The 16567-nt window shown below is 51.4% G+C and carries 12 protein-coding genes; 1 reads left to right on the forward strand and 11 read right to left on the reverse strand.

Translation table 11 applies throughout. The annotated features are described in order from the left end of the window. Positions 1-448: 448 nt before the first annotated feature. Positions 449-1987 (reverse strand): glutamine-hydrolyzing GMP synthase, encoded by a 1539-nt coding sequence (guaA, locus tag E0496_RS33865; RefSeq protein ID WP_141506318.1) that lies wholly within the window; start codon positions 1985-1987, stop codon positions 449-451. A 90-nt stretch (positions 1988-2077) separates the two neighbouring features. On the opposite strand from guaA, the gene E0496_RS36325 reads away from it, so the two are divergent. Beyond that, positions 2078-2269 (forward strand): hypothetical protein, encoded by a 192-nt coding sequence (locus E0496_RS36325; RefSeq protein ID WP_206669934.1) that lies wholly within the window; start codon positions 2078-2080, stop codon positions 2267-2269. Positions 2270-2743: 474 nt separating this feature from the next. Here the strand turns inward: E0496_RS36325 and E0496_RS36785 are convergent, their stop codons facing one another. The 10 genes from E0496_RS36785 to E0496_RS33915 form a co-directional block, all read right to left on the reverse strand. Further along, a complete protein-coding gene (locus E0496_RS36785) occupies positions 2744-5803 on the reverse strand; it encodes a transglutaminase domain-containing protein (RefSeq protein WP_161601669.1) in 3060 nt (1019 codons plus the stop codon). After that, on the reverse strand, positions 5790-7286 hold the full coding sequence (locus E0496_RS33875) for a DUF58 domain-containing protein (protein ID WP_161601670.1): 1497 nt from the start codon (positions 7284-7286) through the stop codon (positions 5790-5792). The genes E0496_RS36785 and E0496_RS33875 overlap by 14 nt, the downstream gene beginning before the upstream one ends. Next, a complete protein-coding gene (locus E0496_RS33880) occupies positions 7283-8302 on the reverse strand; it encodes an AAA family ATPase (protein ID WP_141506321.1) in 1020 nt (339 codons plus the stop codon). The genes E0496_RS33875 and E0496_RS33880 overlap by 4 nt, the downstream gene beginning before the upstream one ends. An 88-nt stretch (positions 8303-8390) precedes the next feature. Then, the gene (locus E0496_RS33885; protein WP_161601671.1) at positions 8391-9704 is read right to left on the reverse strand and encodes a polysaccharide deacetylase family protein; all 1314 of its coding nucleotides are present in this window, start codon (positions 9702-9704) and stop codon (positions 8391-8393) included. A gap of 199 nt (positions 9705-9903) precedes the next feature. Then, positions 9904-10209, reverse strand: coding sequence for an RNA 2'-phosphotransferase (locus tag E0496_RS33890; RefSeq protein ID WP_141506323.1), 306 nt, complete (start codon positions 10207-10209; stop codon positions 9904-9906). Next, positions 10196-11314 carry a stalk domain-containing protein gene (locus E0496_RS33895; protein ID WP_206669935.1) on the reverse strand — a complete coding sequence of 373 codons (1119 nt, stop codon included), beginning with the start codon at positions 11312-11314 and terminating at the stop codon, positions 10196-10198. Before E0496_RS33895 ends, E0496_RS33890 begins: the two co-directional genes overlap by 14 nt. A 107-nt stretch (positions 11315-11421) precedes the next feature. Then, positions 11422-11868: a hypothetical protein gene (locus E0496_RS33900; protein ID WP_241675083.1), complete on the reverse strand. Its 447-nt coding sequence runs from the start codon at positions 11866-11868 to the stop codon at positions 11422-11424. Positions 11869-11966: 98 nt separating this feature from the next. Further along, positions 11967-14999, reverse strand: coding sequence for an efflux RND transporter permease subunit (locus E0496_RS33905; protein WP_141506325.1), 3033 nt, complete (start codon positions 14997-14999; stop codon positions 11967-11969). 244 nt (positions 15000-15243) lie between these two features. After that, the gene (bcp, locus tag E0496_RS33910) at positions 15244-15711 is read right to left on the reverse strand and encodes a thioredoxin-dependent thiol peroxidase (protein WP_141506326.1); all 468 of its coding nucleotides are present in this window, start codon (positions 15709-15711) and stop codon (positions 15244-15246) included. 61 nt (positions 15712-15772) lie between these two features. Beyond that, positions 15773-16564 (reverse strand): ABC transporter permease, encoded by a 792-nt coding sequence (locus E0496_RS33915; protein ID WP_141506327.1) that lies wholly within the window; start codon positions 16562-16564, stop codon positions 15773-15775. Positions 16565-16567: the final 3 nt, after the last annotated feature.

The following is a 16567-nucleotide window of genomic DNA, read 5'->3' on the forward strand; positions in this document are numbered from 1 at the left end:
AATAATGAAAGAAAGAAAGAGAGAGAGAGAGAGAGAGAGAGAGAGTGTGTGTGTGTGTGTGTGTGTGTGTGTGTGTGTGTGTGTGTGTGTGTGTGTGTGTGTGATAACTTGACCACCGAGTATAAACGGCTGTCGCCGTCCTCTGTGGCAAAAGCAGTCGTTTCGCGAAATTATAAGCACATTTATATGTGAGCAAAGGCGCGCAGCCAGAAATGTTAGTTCGCTTTCATCTGCTTTACGGTAAATTCCACGCGGACGGGCGGCGCTCGTCAACATAGCTTTTTCACACGGACCAAGATTTCTTGGTTGAACTTAAAGTCCATAATAGGTGCCATGATTTTGGTCATAAAAAATACTCCCTTCTATTTGCTAAAAAACGCAGATAAAAGAGAGTATTTTTTGCACTCTATTTTTTCACTTTATTGTGGCAGGCTGATTCCAATAAAACCTATTCCCACTCGATCGTTGCAGGTGGTTTCGATGTAACATCATAGACGATACGGTTGACGTTGTCGACTTCATTTACGATACGCACCGAAATCTTCTCAAGCACGTCCCAAGGGATACGTGCCCAGTCGGCTGTCATACCGTCGATTGAAGTAACCGCACGGATACCTACTGTATAGGAATACGTACGGGCATCGCCCATAACACCAACGCTCTTCATGTTCGGAAGCGCGGTGAAGTATTGCCAAATTTCGCGGTCAAGACCTGCTTTGGCAATTTCATCACGAAGAATCGCATCGGATTCTCGTACGATAAGAAGCTTGTCCTCTGTCACTTCGCCAAGCACGCGGATAGCAAGGCCCGGACCTGGGAATGGCTGACGCCAAACGATGGCTTCTGGAAGTCCGCACTCCTCGCCGACTTTACGAACCTCATCCTTGAACAGCGCTTTAAGAGGCTCGATCAATTTGAACTTGATGTCCTCAGGCAAGCCGCCTACATTGTGATGGGATTTAATCGTTTGTGCCGTAGCCGTACCACTCTCTACGATATCCGTGTATAGCGTGCCTTGTGCCAAAAATTCAAAATCATCGAGTTTATCCGATTCCTCTTGGAATACGTAAATAAATTCGTTACCGATGATTTTACGTTTTTGCTCAGGATCTTCTACGCCCTTCAGCTTGCCTAGGAAACGCTCCTGCGCATCAATTTTGAGAACCTTCATATCGAATTTGCCAACGAACGTTTCCATGACGCCTTCTGCTTCGCCTTTGCGCAGCATGCCATGGTCGATGAACATACAAGTCAGTTGATCGCCAATCGCCTTGTGAAGAAGAATAGCTACAACAGAAGAATCTACGCCGCCTGAAAGTGCGCATAGCACTTTTTTGTCGCCAACCTCATTGCGGATATCACGGATAGCGTCATCGATAAACGATTCCATCGTCCAGTTGCCATCGCAGTCACAAATATTGTAAAGGAAATTGCGGATCATCTCATTGCCGAACTCGGAATGACGAACCTCTGGGTGGAATTGCACCCCGAAGAAATGACGGTCAGGATTGCTCATTGCAGCTACAGGCGCATGGTCTGTAAAAGCATCTACCTGGAAGCCTTCCGGCAGTTCAACAACGTGGTCTCCGTGGCTCATCCATACGTTTTGTACTTTATCCAGACCGAAACCGATGCGTGTGCCTTCTGCAAATTCAACCTCAGCTTTGCCGTACTCACGCTTGCCAGCACGCTCAACCTTGCCGCCGAGCTGATGTGACATCAGCTGCATGCCGTAGCAAATGCCGAAAATTGGAATGTTCAAATCATATACAGCCGGGTCCACCATTGGTGAATTTTCTTCGTAAACACTAGCCGGTCCTCCCGAGAATACAATACCTTTCGGCTGTAGTTCGCGGATCCGTTCTGCCGGCGTATTGTAAGGCAACAGCTCGCTATATACGCCCAAATCACGAATACGGCGTGCGATTAGTTGATTGTATTGGCCTCCAAAATCGAGAACAACGATGATTTCATTTTGCTTAGTCATGACCGAGCCTCCCTCAAATTATGTAGTAATTATATATAAGGCGCTTTGAACGAGTCAAGGCGAATCGGCATGTCCTTTCGGTGAACGGCTATGTTGCAGCTGTCCGAGCTGCTTTCTTTCGACGATTACCTGGTTGTCGGAAAGCAGTTATACGTTGATTTTGAGCGGTATGTCCCAAGATTCGATACAATGCGCAACGCCAAAATAGAATTGCGGGAAAAACTCCCGCTAATTTCAGCGCAGGTGACGTTTAAGAACATTAACGGGAAAAACTCCTGCTAATATTATCCATATCTCTCCAACCTGCAGAATACCAGCTGTTTAGCAGGAGGATTTCCCACTAATTCATTAAATATAGCAAAATGGCCGTAATTAACAGGTTTTTATCATGTTCATTCGTTTACGGGATGAAATTGAACAGACAAGAATAGCTGCCTTACCTTAGCAATTGTATTATACGAAATAGTTACTCTAAATAATCGGTATAGTTTTGTGGTAATCCATCTGCCACGCTGTACCGAATGCGACACACTTAGGCGCATTAACAATTAGTTACTCCAATACATTCGGTACAGTTAGGTGGCAATCCATCTGCCGCGTTGTACCGAATGTGATTAACTGAGTTTCACCAAGCCATGTGTTATTACGAATCACATGATTGTAAGCGTCGAGGAAGTAAGTTAATTGATAAGTTACTAACGACTAACTATCAATTAACCTACTTCTCGGCTTCGTGCCATGCATAGGACTGACAAGTTATTTCGGTGTTTTAACCGCTAATGGCCGCTTTTTGGACTCTTCCTTCTGCTTGGCAGAGGAAGATGCTGACTTATGTGCTGGCCGTTTGTCCAGCACGCGCAGAACCGTGCGAAGCGCAGCCGGCGTCGGTGCGCCAAGCCATGGGCCCGGCGCGGCGAACTTTGCTTCCTCGATCCAGCTGGTGAGCTGGCGGAGCGCGTCCTGCTGATCTGCCGCGAGCGCGGGTTCGGTAGCGCTCGCGTACTCACGCGCGGTTTGTCCGCGCGCGTGCCCGCCGAACCGGCGGTACAGCAGCGGCGCATGCGCATTTGCGACGCCGATAAAGCTGTCGCGCAGGCGGCTTTCCGCGCCGCGCGGAGCTTTCCGCAAGCGGGTCCCCCCCGCTTGCGCAGCCCTTTCTTCCGTCACAGGTTCGCGTGACGGATAGGGCGCGGCTGTGCCGGAAAGCTTCGCGATGCCGGCGTGGACCGCGCCATAACGGCGCAGCGCCAGCGAAAGGCGAAGCCGCTGGTGCTGCGCTGCAGCAATGGCCGCGGCCGCAAGCGCTAGCGCGGCCGCGCCTGCGGCAGCTACAGCGGCGGGCGAAGCCGCCGCTGCGCTTTTGGCTGCGCGCGCGAGGGCATCTGCCCCTCGCGCGGCAGCCGCCTCAAACCATGCGGCGAGATTCGCTAAGCTCGCCTCGCCAAACCCAAGCGCGCCGCTGCTGACGCCGCTTGCCAGTGCTGCTCCCATTGCGGGAGCAGCGAGCATGCCGCCCGCAGAACCGGCGGCTGCAACACTCACGACGCCGCTGAATCCCGGCGTCGGATCAAAGGGCACCCAGCCTGCGCCTGGAAAATACACCTCAACCCAGGCATGCGCATCGGAGCCTCTCACCTCATAATCCACCGATTGCAAGCTATCCCCCTCAGCGGCTAGCGAACTGCTGCTCTTTCTCCCCGATCCATCGCTTAGCGCTCCACTACCATTCTCTACTTCAGCGCTACCTGTATAAATCACTCTATCGCTTCCATTGTCTACTTTGGCACTTCCCGAGCTCAGCGCTCCACTAGAGCTCTCTGCTCCAGCACTACCAGCACTACCAGCACTACCAGCACTACCAGCACTACCAGCACTACCAGCACTACCAGCACTACCAGCACTACCAGCACTAATCGCTCTATCGCTTCCACTCTCTACCCCTGCATTTCCAGAGCTCAGCGCTTCACTACCGCTCTCTACTCCAGCTCTTCCTAAGCTCTGAGCTTCCGCTCCAGCATTTCCCGCTCCCAAAGAATTTCCTGTAGCGCTCTCTCCCGCGGGAATTCCTGTGGTGAAGCCTTTTACCCAACGGGCGGGAATGCCTTGCGCGCGCAGTAGCACCACCATCGCGGTAGAGAAATGTACGCAATAGCCCTGGCGCTGCTCGAAGAGGAAGTTGTCCACGAAATCACTGCCTTCCGGGGGCACGGAGCTGCCATCCAGCGTATAGGTGTAACTCTCTTTCAAAAAGTCCTCAATCGCCTTCACCTGGTCGTAACGGCTCGTAACGCCACCGCCTGCGACCTCAGCAGCCAAAGCGACTACACGGCTTGGCAGCGAGGACGGCAACTGCAAATAAGGCGCCAAAGCCAGTTCCTCCGTTGCATCGGCTGAAGTACCTGAAGCCGCTGAACCTTCATCCGCTGCCAATGCTCCGCCAGAACCGTTGTCCAACGCACGCAATTGCGCTTCATCCGTTACGGCAAGAACGCTATTGACCGTGTAGCTCTCCACTTTTGCTTTATTCGATTGGGCATATAAAGCACTGCTATCCCCATTAAATATATAGCTCTCCAGCTTGCGCCTTGGATCTGCCGCCGTAAGCTCGGTAACCCTGCCGTATAAGCCGGAGACAAACAGCGGCATTCCAGCTGTAGGCTGCGCCCAAATGACAGTTTGCTGAATGATCGGCCCTTGTTGATTCGTTCCCGCTTCATCTGCCGCTTTGGCGGATGCTTCCATATCCGTACTGCGAACAGGGAGTAGCACGGAGCTGCCTGACGTATCGCTCCAGCCATGCCCATCATATAAGCGCTTTGTTTCCCCGCGCCAATAACCTTTTACCGGTGAGCTTCCCGTAAATAGAATGCTGTCGTCTTTCCTTACCGGCGCACCCAGCTTGCTGTCATCGAACCCATACCCCGTAAAGGAGCTGCCCGATAGACTGTATCCGGTTGTTCCATTTACGCTTGCTTGGCTCTGCTGCCCAAGCGAGCTGACCGCCTGCTCTAGCCGATCATTAAACGTCGTTGTCCAGCTCGCAGGCGGCAGCGAGGCTTCGCGGCCGGCCGCAAACAGCAAACCGCAGCCAATAATCGTCAGAACGACAAAGGCGGAACCTGAAAGCCAGCGCATATCCACTCCCTTGAGCTTGCCTAAACCCGTCTCTATCATTCGCTGTACTCGTGGCACCGTTACTACAGCACCAAGCAGCAGCCCTTCTGCCACCGTGCGCATCAAGCCGCCCATCACGTCAAATCCCAGCCATAGATGTAGCGTAATTAAATATACTAACGTTATGCATGCGAGTCCAAGAGCCGTCTGGCGCATCCAGAGCAGCGCCTGCAGCGCGGGAGCCAGCATAGCCCAGCCAATAAAGAGCAGCAGCGTTCTAAGCTCTCCCGACATGGCCCATAAGCCGTTATCCACTAGCAGCAGGAAGTGTTCCTTCAGCATAACCGGAAATCCGATCACCCATTGAAGGCTGCCTTGGTCAGTCCCCTTATAGAGCCACATCAGGCTTAAAATACAGAGGATGACATTCATCGGAAGAGTAGCACCGAGCGGCAGGCGAAACAATCCCGCCAGCAACACAAAGCCGATAACTATAAGCAGCGGCTCCGGATTATAAATGACCGACCACGCACCCGCATTCACCCATGGAAGCAGCCATTCGGCGAGCAAGCCAAATAGCAGCAGTGTGGTAAGCAGCCGATAGCCGAACGAATCTTCGGCAGCGCCGCTATGCAGCCGTTGGTTACCCGGTTGCAGCCTCTTTCCGTCTCTACCTGCTATATCGCTTTTATGCAAGCTCATGGAAGTCGCCTCCTTCCTCGGCATAAGGAAGATCATCCATGCTCGCAGGGACATGCAGCCACGTCAATTTGACGCCGCCGCTCTCCAGCCATTTCTGCTGCTCGCGCATGGCGAAAGTAGGCATGCTGCTTCGCGTTATAATGAAGAGCTCTAGCCTGCAGCCTTGCTCGGCGGCATAACCAGCCAGCTCGCCCCAGCTCCTGCCGCCCCGCCAATCAGCGGTAAACACGAGGATCGTGCAGCCGCGGCTAAAGGTTCCCGAACTTTTGTAGAGGCTGCCTGCAAGCGAGCCCCTTCCGCCTGGCTTGAGCAGAGCCATCGCGTGAAGCATCCCAGACAAACGGGATAATGAATCTGCCTCCGTCGACTCCAGCGCTGCTTGCTCCTGACCAAGCAGAAGCGTTACTCCATGACCAAGTGAAGCTGCCTGCGTAAGCGCCAATGATGCCCAGCCTACGCAAGCATCAAAGAGCCGGTTGTCCTGATCGTATGCAGATGCCAGCGTATCGACAGCTATATACGTTCGAACAGGCTGCTCCAGCGCATGCCATTTGGTTTGAAGACCGCGTCCCTTAGCCGCGCTGCGCCAATCCAGATGACGGAGCGAGTCACCCTCACGGTACGGCCGAACTTCCGGGCCCCAACCGGCAGCTCTCACCGCGGCCTCGATTTCTTCTCTTCCCGCTTCGCCGCGCGGATCACGAGCTTCGCCCATGGCACGCGTACGAACTGCATGCGGTGCTGATCCGCCTAACTGCTCCGGCTTTAACTGATCTGCCTGAGGCAGGCCAGGCAAAACAACAAACTCCGCCTTGCATGACAATTGCTTGCGAATTGCGGTTAGACCCAGCCAATCGCCAACAGTAACCGACACATGCTCGAATGGATGCAGCCCCCGCTGCAGTTGATAGAATGCATACTGAACGGTCATCTCTTTGCGAAAGATTGGCATGAACACATATTGCATACTCAAGCCTAGGCGAGCAGGTGAGCTCTGATTTATTGTTTCATCGCTTATTGCAACCCACACAAAAGGAATTAGCAGCGATCGCCTGAGCGTTAAACGCACAGAGATGGTTCCTCCCTCACGTGTCGTCTCTTGCGAAAGCTCGCGGACAGCCGTAATGCCTGCCGCTGCCAGCATAGGCGCAGCACAGCTTAAGATCACGATCATACTGAGTACGGCTGCCATAAACCATTCCACTGCACCGCCCCGAAGCAGCACGGCTGCCACGCTTCCGGCCCATCCTGCACCTAGCAAACCCCAAGCCAGCCACCTTGTTCGATAAATGCCATGATCACCATCTTGCCCGGCATAGGCTGTCTTTCTCTCATCTACCGGCTCTGTCATCCCCTGCCTGCCGCGTGTCCAGCTCTCATTCTCATGATTGTTCGGGAGTTGCCCCTCAACAGCATATAAGCGTTCTTCGCTTCCCGCCTCGGACCCTTCTTTCGGAAGTCCATTTTCATAAAATGCATTCATCGGCGCTTCCCGCTTCCTGCAGCTGCCGGCATTGGGCATTCGCGAATCGTGCGCTTCAACACAGATGTGGCATCCGCTCCACTTGCTGCTGCGCTGAAGCGCAGCGACAAACGATGCGGCAGCACGGCTTCGGCGGTTGCCAGCAAATCATCGGGAACCGCATAACCGCGGCCTTCCATGTAAGCATTGGCCTGGGATGCGCGCAGCCAATCTCTAAGCGCCCTTGGGCTCAGACCAAGCATGACCTCGGGCGCACGGCGGGTCGCATCCGCCACCTGCACCATATATTCCAGCAGCGCCGGATGCATATGCGTCTGGCGTGCCTCCGCCTGCATCTGCAGCCATTCTTCCGTGGCAATGACTGGACGCAAGCGCTCCGGCTCGATTCGGTTGCCATCCGCATATTGCTCCAGCATTCTCTTCTCTTCCATCGATCCGGGATATCCGATGGTTAGCCGCATCATGAAACGATCCAGCTGCGCTTCCGGCAGCGTGTTCGTCCCCTCGAAGCTAAGCGGATTTTGCGTAGCGATCAGCATGAACGGAACGGGCAGCTTGCGCGTTTTCCCTTCTACCGTGACCCGCCTCTCCTCCATTGCTTCAAGCAGCGCAGACTGCGTGCGCGGCGATGTGCGGTTGATCTCATCGGCCAGCACCACATTGCCCATAATCGGGCCAGGGCGGTACACCAGCTCGCTCGTCCTTGGATCAAGCACAACTCCGCCAACAATATCCGCAGGCAGCATATCGGACGTAAACTGGATTCTTTTGAAATCACCGCCCACCGCCCTTGCAAAAGCCTGTGCCAGCAGTGTCTTCCCAACGCCCGGCACATCCTCAAGCAAAACATGGCCGCCCGCAAGCAGCGCGGTTAACGTATTCCTTATGACCTGCTGCTTCCCTAGCAATACGCTCTCTACCTTTACTAGCAGCCTGTGAAGCAGCACCTGCGGGGCTTCCGGCCAGTGACTATAGCGCTCCTCTTTGGCATCCTCTGAAAATTGGGGAGTAATCATCGAATAAATCGCCTCCTGAAAAATAAATCTATCTATTTTTCAGTGTCCCCAGCTTTCTCTCAATTTAGACCTGCTAGAGCTGCCAGCTTTACGCTGACAACCAAATTTCCCGCTGCTGATCGTTATAGACAACACTTGTAATGACGATTCCGAACTTTTCTAGCGTCGCGCGCACAGGCACAGCCATTCGCTCCGACTGCTCGACAGTCATTTTACCCGTCTGGCTGGATAGCTTCAGTACCTGATTGCCATCGTAATAAGCCTCTATGATGCCATGCTCCAAATCGAGCTTCGTAATGCCGCCTACCCACTCCGATAACTTAAGCAAGGGAACCTCAATCGAGCCGTTTCTTAGACGGTATTCCTCCTTGCTAAGCTCCAAGAGTTGTTCCCCGCGATGCAAAATCAAGCTCGGCGCATTTGGCTCCGCTTGCACTAACAAGCTGTTCCTGCCAAGCTTTTCCGAGAACGCGATAAGGCTTTGTTTCTCCGGCTTGGATACTTTTGCCCTGTCCCACTTCAATTGCTTGGCAACGTTGAATTGGATAGGCTTCACTTGATCCGTAAGCGGGACGAAGGTGTAGCCTTTGCTCTTATAATATTTCAGGATCGCAGGCAAAGCCTTAACGGACTCCGCATGTCCCTTGCCGTCATGGAGCAGCACATTTAATGTGGCAGCAAGCTTTGATTTTTTTATCGTGGATATAATCTCAGCCGCTGGCACGCCTACCCGCTTGGAGTCGCCGCTGTCCACATTCCAATCATGCACCTGATAGCCTGCCTCTGCCATCGCATCAAAGTAGCCTTGGTCAAAATTGCTATAGGTACCGCCCGGCGCTCGAAACAACGTCGTCCTTAGGCCCAGCGTTTTATAAATAGCCTCGTCCGTTTTCATAACTTGACTAGCAAACTCTGCAAAACTGCCGTACAAGCGGTCATATTTATGATTAAAGGTATGATTGCCAATGGCGTGCCCCTCCGCTACAATTCGCTTGGCTATTTCCGGCTGCTTCAGCACCTGTTCACCCAAAACAAAAAACGTCGCAGTAATCCCTTCCCGCTTCAAAAGATCCAGCACCTGCTTCGTGTTTTCGCTTGGCCCGTCATCGAAGGTCAAGTACAGCAGCTTCTCATTCTGTTTCAGATTTTGCTTCTGCTCCTGCTCTTGCGGTGCTGCAGCAGCTTTATTATTTTCAGAGAGGCTCGCAGCTTCAGGGAACGCGTTCCCCTCTGCTTGTTTACCTGGTTCATAGGATATCTGCTCGATAAGAACCGGCTTGGCTACGGATTCGGCAATTGGACCCAAGCCCGCGCTTGCTTGAACAACCTCACGTTCACTAGCGGTATCCCCGCTATATAAGGCAGGACCTCCAAGCCCAAACAAACCAAACCATACTACCAACGTGCATACTCCCGCCTTCATCATACGCCGCATCATCTCTGCCACCCTTCTCTACCTTTGAATAAACCACAACATTCATTCTGATAGATTATATGAACAGCTAATCTAGTAAATGACAGGACAATGCTTTTTCCACTCGAAAGATTCCATCCGCCCTAAAAAAAAAGCCAATCATGGCTTTGCTCAACCATCATTAGCTCTAAACTCCGTCAACCCTTATATATTCAGCCGGAATATGATCCGCCAGCCAAACTACTTCATCCCCCTGGTAAAAGGCAATGCCCGCCTGCCATGCGCGCTCCGCATCGATCCGCAGCAGAAGCGGCTGCCGATCCTTTCGTCTGCCGACATTCATCGCTGTTGCGGTTTCGATCGACAGATGGACATTTTTCCGCGCCATCGGCCGCAGCCCCTTGGTCATAATTTGTCCCTGAAGCTCGCGTGATGTCCCGTGATAAAGAACCTCCGGGGGCTTTTTTCGTTCCTCCTCTTTACTGAACGATATTTATACTGTAGCTTGTTTGATCATTAGCAGTCGAATCCTCATTTTTGAAATAAAGGGTATTGCCTTCCCGCTGCACAAACTTCAGAAAATCACCGGGAAACGATGCCTGATTCTTTTCCACCAATTCCTGCTGCTTCTTGTCAAAAAAAGTTTTGTATAAAAAAGTGCTATTTCCGGATTCTCTGTCTACCAACATTAATATCCCTTTTTGGCTGGCGCGCAGCAATAGGACGTCCTTAGCAAAATATTCGACGTAATAATGATCTTTTCCCCCGCCAAGCTCCTCCAAATTAATCGTCTCCAGCACCTTGCCTGTCCCATCCTCCAGCACTCTCAGCGTCTTGCCTTCGTTTAACAGCAATTGGCCGTTCCCTTGTGTGGCATTGGTATCCATTCGATTCGAATAGAGCACACTGGCCTGCTGCAAAACCGCACCATCTTTTATAACGAGTGTGAATTGTTGACTAAAAAGCACCCCCGAACCAAAATGATCCGATAGGCTGAGCAATAGCAGCCCGCCCTCCGTTTTCTCAAAGCGGAATGATAGCTGCTCTTTAATGGGAGCTCCTAGCTTGGCAAGCTCATGCTGTGTTCCCTTGCTATCCGTCACATAAAGAATGCCGTTTTTGCCTACAACGGTGTATTTCCGATTGTCATAGACCTTTGCATATTGCTTAAACGATTGCAAATGATCGGCCTTGATTGTGTTTGTTTTGGAGTCCTTCGTAACGTTTTTTCCGTTAAGCGCTTGAACAACGAAACGAGCAGGCAAATAGAGCTCTTTTTGATTAACAAACGGAGCTCCAGCCAGCTTAACGCTTTTGCCATCCAGCATGGCGGTAAGACTGCCGATTCGAACCGCAAACGACTTTTGCCAGCCGCTGAACTGCGCACGCTTCCCGGTTGCATCCCAGCTTAAATCAAGTCCCGCTGTCTTCGTCACAAGCTCCATAGGAACAAAGGTAACGCCATTTTTGATCAGAGCAGGCCCCCCAATCAACCGTTCATCATTCTCGTTCCATACAAATTCATAGGCAGGCGGCGCTGCTGCACTTACAGAATGAGGCAGGATCAGTGCGAATGCCATAAGAAATACGGTAAACATCCTTTTAATATTCAATTCAAATCAATCCCTTCACCTTACAAATAAATGGAAGTATTCAGCTATACTAACGTCCATTTTTTGTAAAAGTTGCAGAGAAGTTGTATAAATTATTTTCCGTCTTTTTGTCTTAACGTATTTTGCAAAAACAAGAAAACCATGAGCAGTAAAAAACCTCCAAAAACATAAGCCAGTGCTTGTTTCCAACTGAATCCCTTGCCTGCATATTCTCCATCATACAACGCTTTTACCCATTTGCCTTCGCCGTTTCCGACGGCTATGGCCTCGCCAACCGGAAAATCATTGATTTTGTAATAGGATGTACCTTTGGGAAACCGGTTTGAGAAATTACCTGAGTAGGTGCCTTCACTATCGGAATATTTTGTAACCTTCCCAATAACAGGGCCTACTTGACTAGCTTCAAGCTCAATATCGGAAATGGCATAGCTTCCTCCGTCAAAAACAACAAATGATTTTGCCCAATCCGCATAGGCCGGTGCTAAGAAAAGCGTAAATCCGATGAGCAGAACGAACATGCAGCCGATGATTTTCTTCATATCTCCCACCCCTTTACAGAATGGACTTCTACAAGTGCCATAAGGTTGCACGCAAGATCGGATTTACGCCATAAATATTTCCAAATTATCAGTAAGTGCTAAGCAGCTGCCTCCATTTTGCTGCTGCCCATACGCTGCTTACGCGAACGTTTGAAATAGAGCAGCTCATACATGACAGGCACGACGACCAAGGTAAGCAGTGTCGAGCTGGCTAGACCGCCAATCACGACAATCGCAAGCCCGCTGGAGATGATGCTTCCGCCCCCTAAGCCGACCGCAAGCGGCATTAGTGCGCAAATGGTCGCTATCGCGGTCATTAGGATCGGGCGCAGACGCGTCCCCCCCGCTTCGATGAGTGCATCGCGGATGCTCATGCCATGCTCGGTTTGCTGCTGGACTCGTTCAATCAGAACGATAGCATTCGTAACGACAATCCCGATCAGCATCAGGAAGCCAATCATGCTGGATACCGAGATCGGCTCGCCGGCGATCATCGTTCCCACCAAGCCGCCGATAAGGGCAAACGGCAGGGAGAACAGTACGGCTAGCGGTGCTCTGCCTTCTCTAAATGCAATGACCATCACGATATAGACCATGCCAACAGCGACAAGCATCGCCATAAGCATATCCTGCATCATCGTCTGTACATCCTCATTGCTGCCTCCAAGGGAATAGTCGACGCCTGTCGGCAGCGTGAGCTGCTCTAGTGCCTTCTCCAGCGACTGATTCACTTTGTTCACATTCTTATCCGTAATCTGTGCCGACACCGTAGCATATTCCGCTCCGTTCTTGTATTGCAGCGTGTTCGGAAGCTGTACCTCTTGGACATCGGCAATATCCTTGACCGCAAGTGTGTCACCTAGCGGTGATTGCAGCTTAAGATTCCCGATATCGGTCGTTGAAGCAATGGATTCACCGCTTAAAGCGAGATAAAGGTCGCTTGCGCTTGATCCGTCACCAATTCGTCCAGCCATCGCTTCGGAAAGGAATGGACGCAGCATGAACGATGCCTGAGCTGCTGAAAGCCCATATTTATTAGCATCCTCCTGCCTAATCTCAATGGCGATCCCTTTCGTCCCATCCTGCAGGTTATTGCTAACCTTTTCGGTCCCGTTCTGTTGACGGACAGCCTTCGTGATTTGCTCCGTTGCCTCTCGAACACTTGCTGTCGTCGAGCCAGTTACCGTCACGGCAATCATTCCGCCGCCGCTCATATCATCCTTCGTCAGGCTGAATTCGCTGCCCTCAGACACGCTGGCCTTTGCACCCATATCTGCGATAAACGCATCCATATCGGCTTCAGGATCAAAGCCGATGAACCAATCGACCTTACTCGCAGCACCCTCGCCGCCGCCAAAGCTGCCGCCTATGGTTATATTCGTATTCTCTACATCCTTATGCTCCCGAATCATCTCATCCAGTCGGTCACCCTCTGCCTCTAGAGCCGCAAGACTTGTTCCCTTTGGCATTTCAAGCGTTGCGAACATGTATTTATATTCCGTCTCGGGCAGTAAAATTACACCAACCTTACCAGCAAAGATTGGTACAAGACTGCCGATGAACAACATAAACGAGACGACCAGCACAATGGTTTTGTGGCCTAGCGACCATTGCAGTACCCGCTTGTAGCCGCGGCTCATCGCCGATTCTTTCGGTTCCGCCAGCTTAGCGTTTCTCATGAGCGCCCATGCCATAAGCGGCACAACCGTCAGCGCCACTAGGAGTGACGACAGCAACGCGAATCCAACGGTCCATGCGAAAGGACGGAAGTAGCCCCCGATCATGCCTTGCAGCAGCCCAAGCGGCGCAAATACCGCCACGGTCGTTATTGTAGAGGAGGTGATTGCCCGGCCAACCTCCGCGGTTGCGGAAAGGATCAAATCCTTCGTAATCTTCTCGCCCCGCATGCGGCGCACAATGTTCTCAATGACGACGATACTGTCGTCCACCACCCGACCGGTTGCCACGGCTAAGCCGCCAAGCGTCATAATATTGAGAGTCACGTCCGTAAAATATTTCAAACAGATCATCGCGATCAGCATCGATAGCGGGATCGATACAATTGCAATCAGCGTAGCCCGGAAGTTACGCAGGAAGAACAAAATCAGAATCGACGCGAACAGCGCGCCAAGCGCCCCCTCACGAGCCAAGGTATTTACCGACTCCTTTACATCAGTAGCACGGTTATACATAATAAGCGATTTTACCTGGCCGTCCTTCTCGGCGTTTTCATAAACTTTAAGAACCTTATCAGCCACTTCCACCGTGTTGGCATCGCCGGATTTTACAATGTTAAGCGACACGCTTACGCTGCCATTGGTCCGGTTGATAACGCTAAGCTCCTTGCCCTGCGTAATGCCTGCAATATCGGTCAATTTGACGTCGCCAGCCGGTGTAAGACGCCATGTCTTCAACTGCTCGATCGAGCGGAGATCTCCTTGCACGAATACTGGCAGCTTCGTCTTGCCAATCGTAGCCTCTCCGAGCGGCACACTGAGATTGTTTGCTTGCAAGCCTGCCATAATCTGATCGTATGTAATGCCTTTATCAGCCATTTTCTTTGCATCCAAGCTTATATACACGCCGTCATCCTTCAGTCCGACAAGCTGGACGTCGCTTACGCCTTCGATGGCTTGCAAATCGGTAAGCAGCGAGTTTTTGACGAATGCAGTGAGCTGCTCTTCCGTCACGCCTTCCTTTGCTGCCACGCTTGTATACATAATAGGTTGATTGGTTGTCGAGAAATACTGCACCTGCGGCTTAGCGACTCCATCTGGTAAGGAAACCTCTCCCATCGCCTGAATAACCTCGGCCTGCTTCTCCTTCATATCATCGTTGTAGCCAAATTCCAGCTGCAGCATCGATACGCTGTTCGCTGATTGGGAAGTGACGCTCTTTACGCCTTCCATGTTGCGCAGCACCTTCTCTAGCGGAAGCGTAACCTGATTCATCACTTCATTAGGAGCAGCTCCTGGGTAGACCGCAGCCACCATGATGCCCGGAAAAGTAACCTCCGGCTGCTGCTCCTGCTTGAATCCTAGGGTCGCGTACACTCCGCCAGCAGCGATCAAAATAACTAACAGGATGATCGCGACCGGGTTCCTTAATGAAAAACTCGTAAAAAATTTCATGTTTCCCTCTCCATTTCCTCTTTCAAATGTCTTACTTGTTTATTTTTTCCAAGTTAAACCTACGACTTTTATTGTAAGGGCTGCGAAAGCGCCACATAATGGTCTGGAGAATGTATCATCGCCTAGACCTTTGTCGTGCATGCAGCGCGACTTTAGACAGGCGCATGACAAAAAAAAAAACCGCCAACAGCTGTCAGCGGAATTTTGGTTGGTATACGATTTATTTGATCTATATTTCTTAAGATTAAAGCTGCTGAACGGCCTCCAGCACCTGCTGCGTATGTCCCTTTACCCGTACTTTACGCCATTCCTGCACGAGTTTGCCAGCTGCGTCTATTAGGAAGGTCGAGCGGACAAGCCCCATATATTCTCTTCCATACAGCTTTTTCAACTGCCAAACCCCGTACAGCTCGCACACGGCATGTTCTGTATCGGCTAACAGCAGGAAGGGCAGCTCTTTTTTCGCTATAAAATTTTGATGCGATTTGACGGTATCGAGGCTTATGCCCAAAATAACCGTATTCAGACTCAGCATTTCCTGGTTCGCGTCGCGAAAGTCACAGGACTCTTGGATACAGGCTGTCGTCATATCTTTGGGATAAAAGTAAAGAACGACGTTTTTTCCGCGGTAATCGCTGAGCGTAACTTGTTCTCCATTTGAAGCCGGCAGCGTAAAATCCGGTACCGGCTCTCCGATAGGAAGCAGTGTCATCTCTAAATCCTCCAGAAACTAATCATATTTGCGTCTAAGCAGGGCTATCCCTACAGGTCGGTTACGAGCCAGCTCCACGATAACGTTTTACGCCATGGTTCCATAGCCATAGCCCTAACGAAAAGACGATAATGCCCATGACAGGCGTAAAGAGCGCAAGCTGCGAGAGATCATCCGCTTTCTTCTCAAGAAAATAAGATGCTGGTATAACCCCAACGAATGCGAATGGCAGCAACCAGGTCAGCACAAACCGAATCATTTTGTTATAAATGTTCACCGGATACCGGCCATAGTTCTGAATATTGTACATAAGCGGAACGATTCCGGTCGGTGCATCCGAATAAAACGATATTGCGCTAAGCGCCGTATAGAGGCCGGCGTAAATGAGCACGGCACCCAGGATGAGCAGCAGCAAAATAAGCAGGTCCCATACTTCGAAGGGCAGGCCAAGCTGCGTCCAGCAGAGGACCATGATGATGGCGCCGACGAAAGAGCCGATCAAGGATGGCGGATCTACGTTTTCGAGCAGCACCTGATACAAGCTGTGCGCCGGACGTGTCAGCACCCGGTCCATCTCCCCTTTGACAATATAACGCTCGCTAAAATTCCAGATGCTGAAGAAGGTGCTGAACACGCCATACGGGATCATGAAGAAGCCATACACGAACACAACCTCCGCTTCCGACCAGCCGCCAAGCGACGGCGTGTGCTGGAATACGATTAAAATAAAGATAAGGTTCATCCCTTGGAACAATAAATCCGAGAGGACTTCAATCCAGAAATCCGCCCGATAGGTCAACCTTGTTTTCGCATAGTTTTTAATATATTCCCAAAATAATGATGCGTATCTCATCTG

The sequence above is a fragment of the Paenibacillus luteus genome (assembly GCF_006542765.1).
GTDB lineage: Bacteria > Bacillota > Bacilli > Paenibacillales > Paenibacillaceae > Pristimantibacillus > Pristimantibacillus luteus.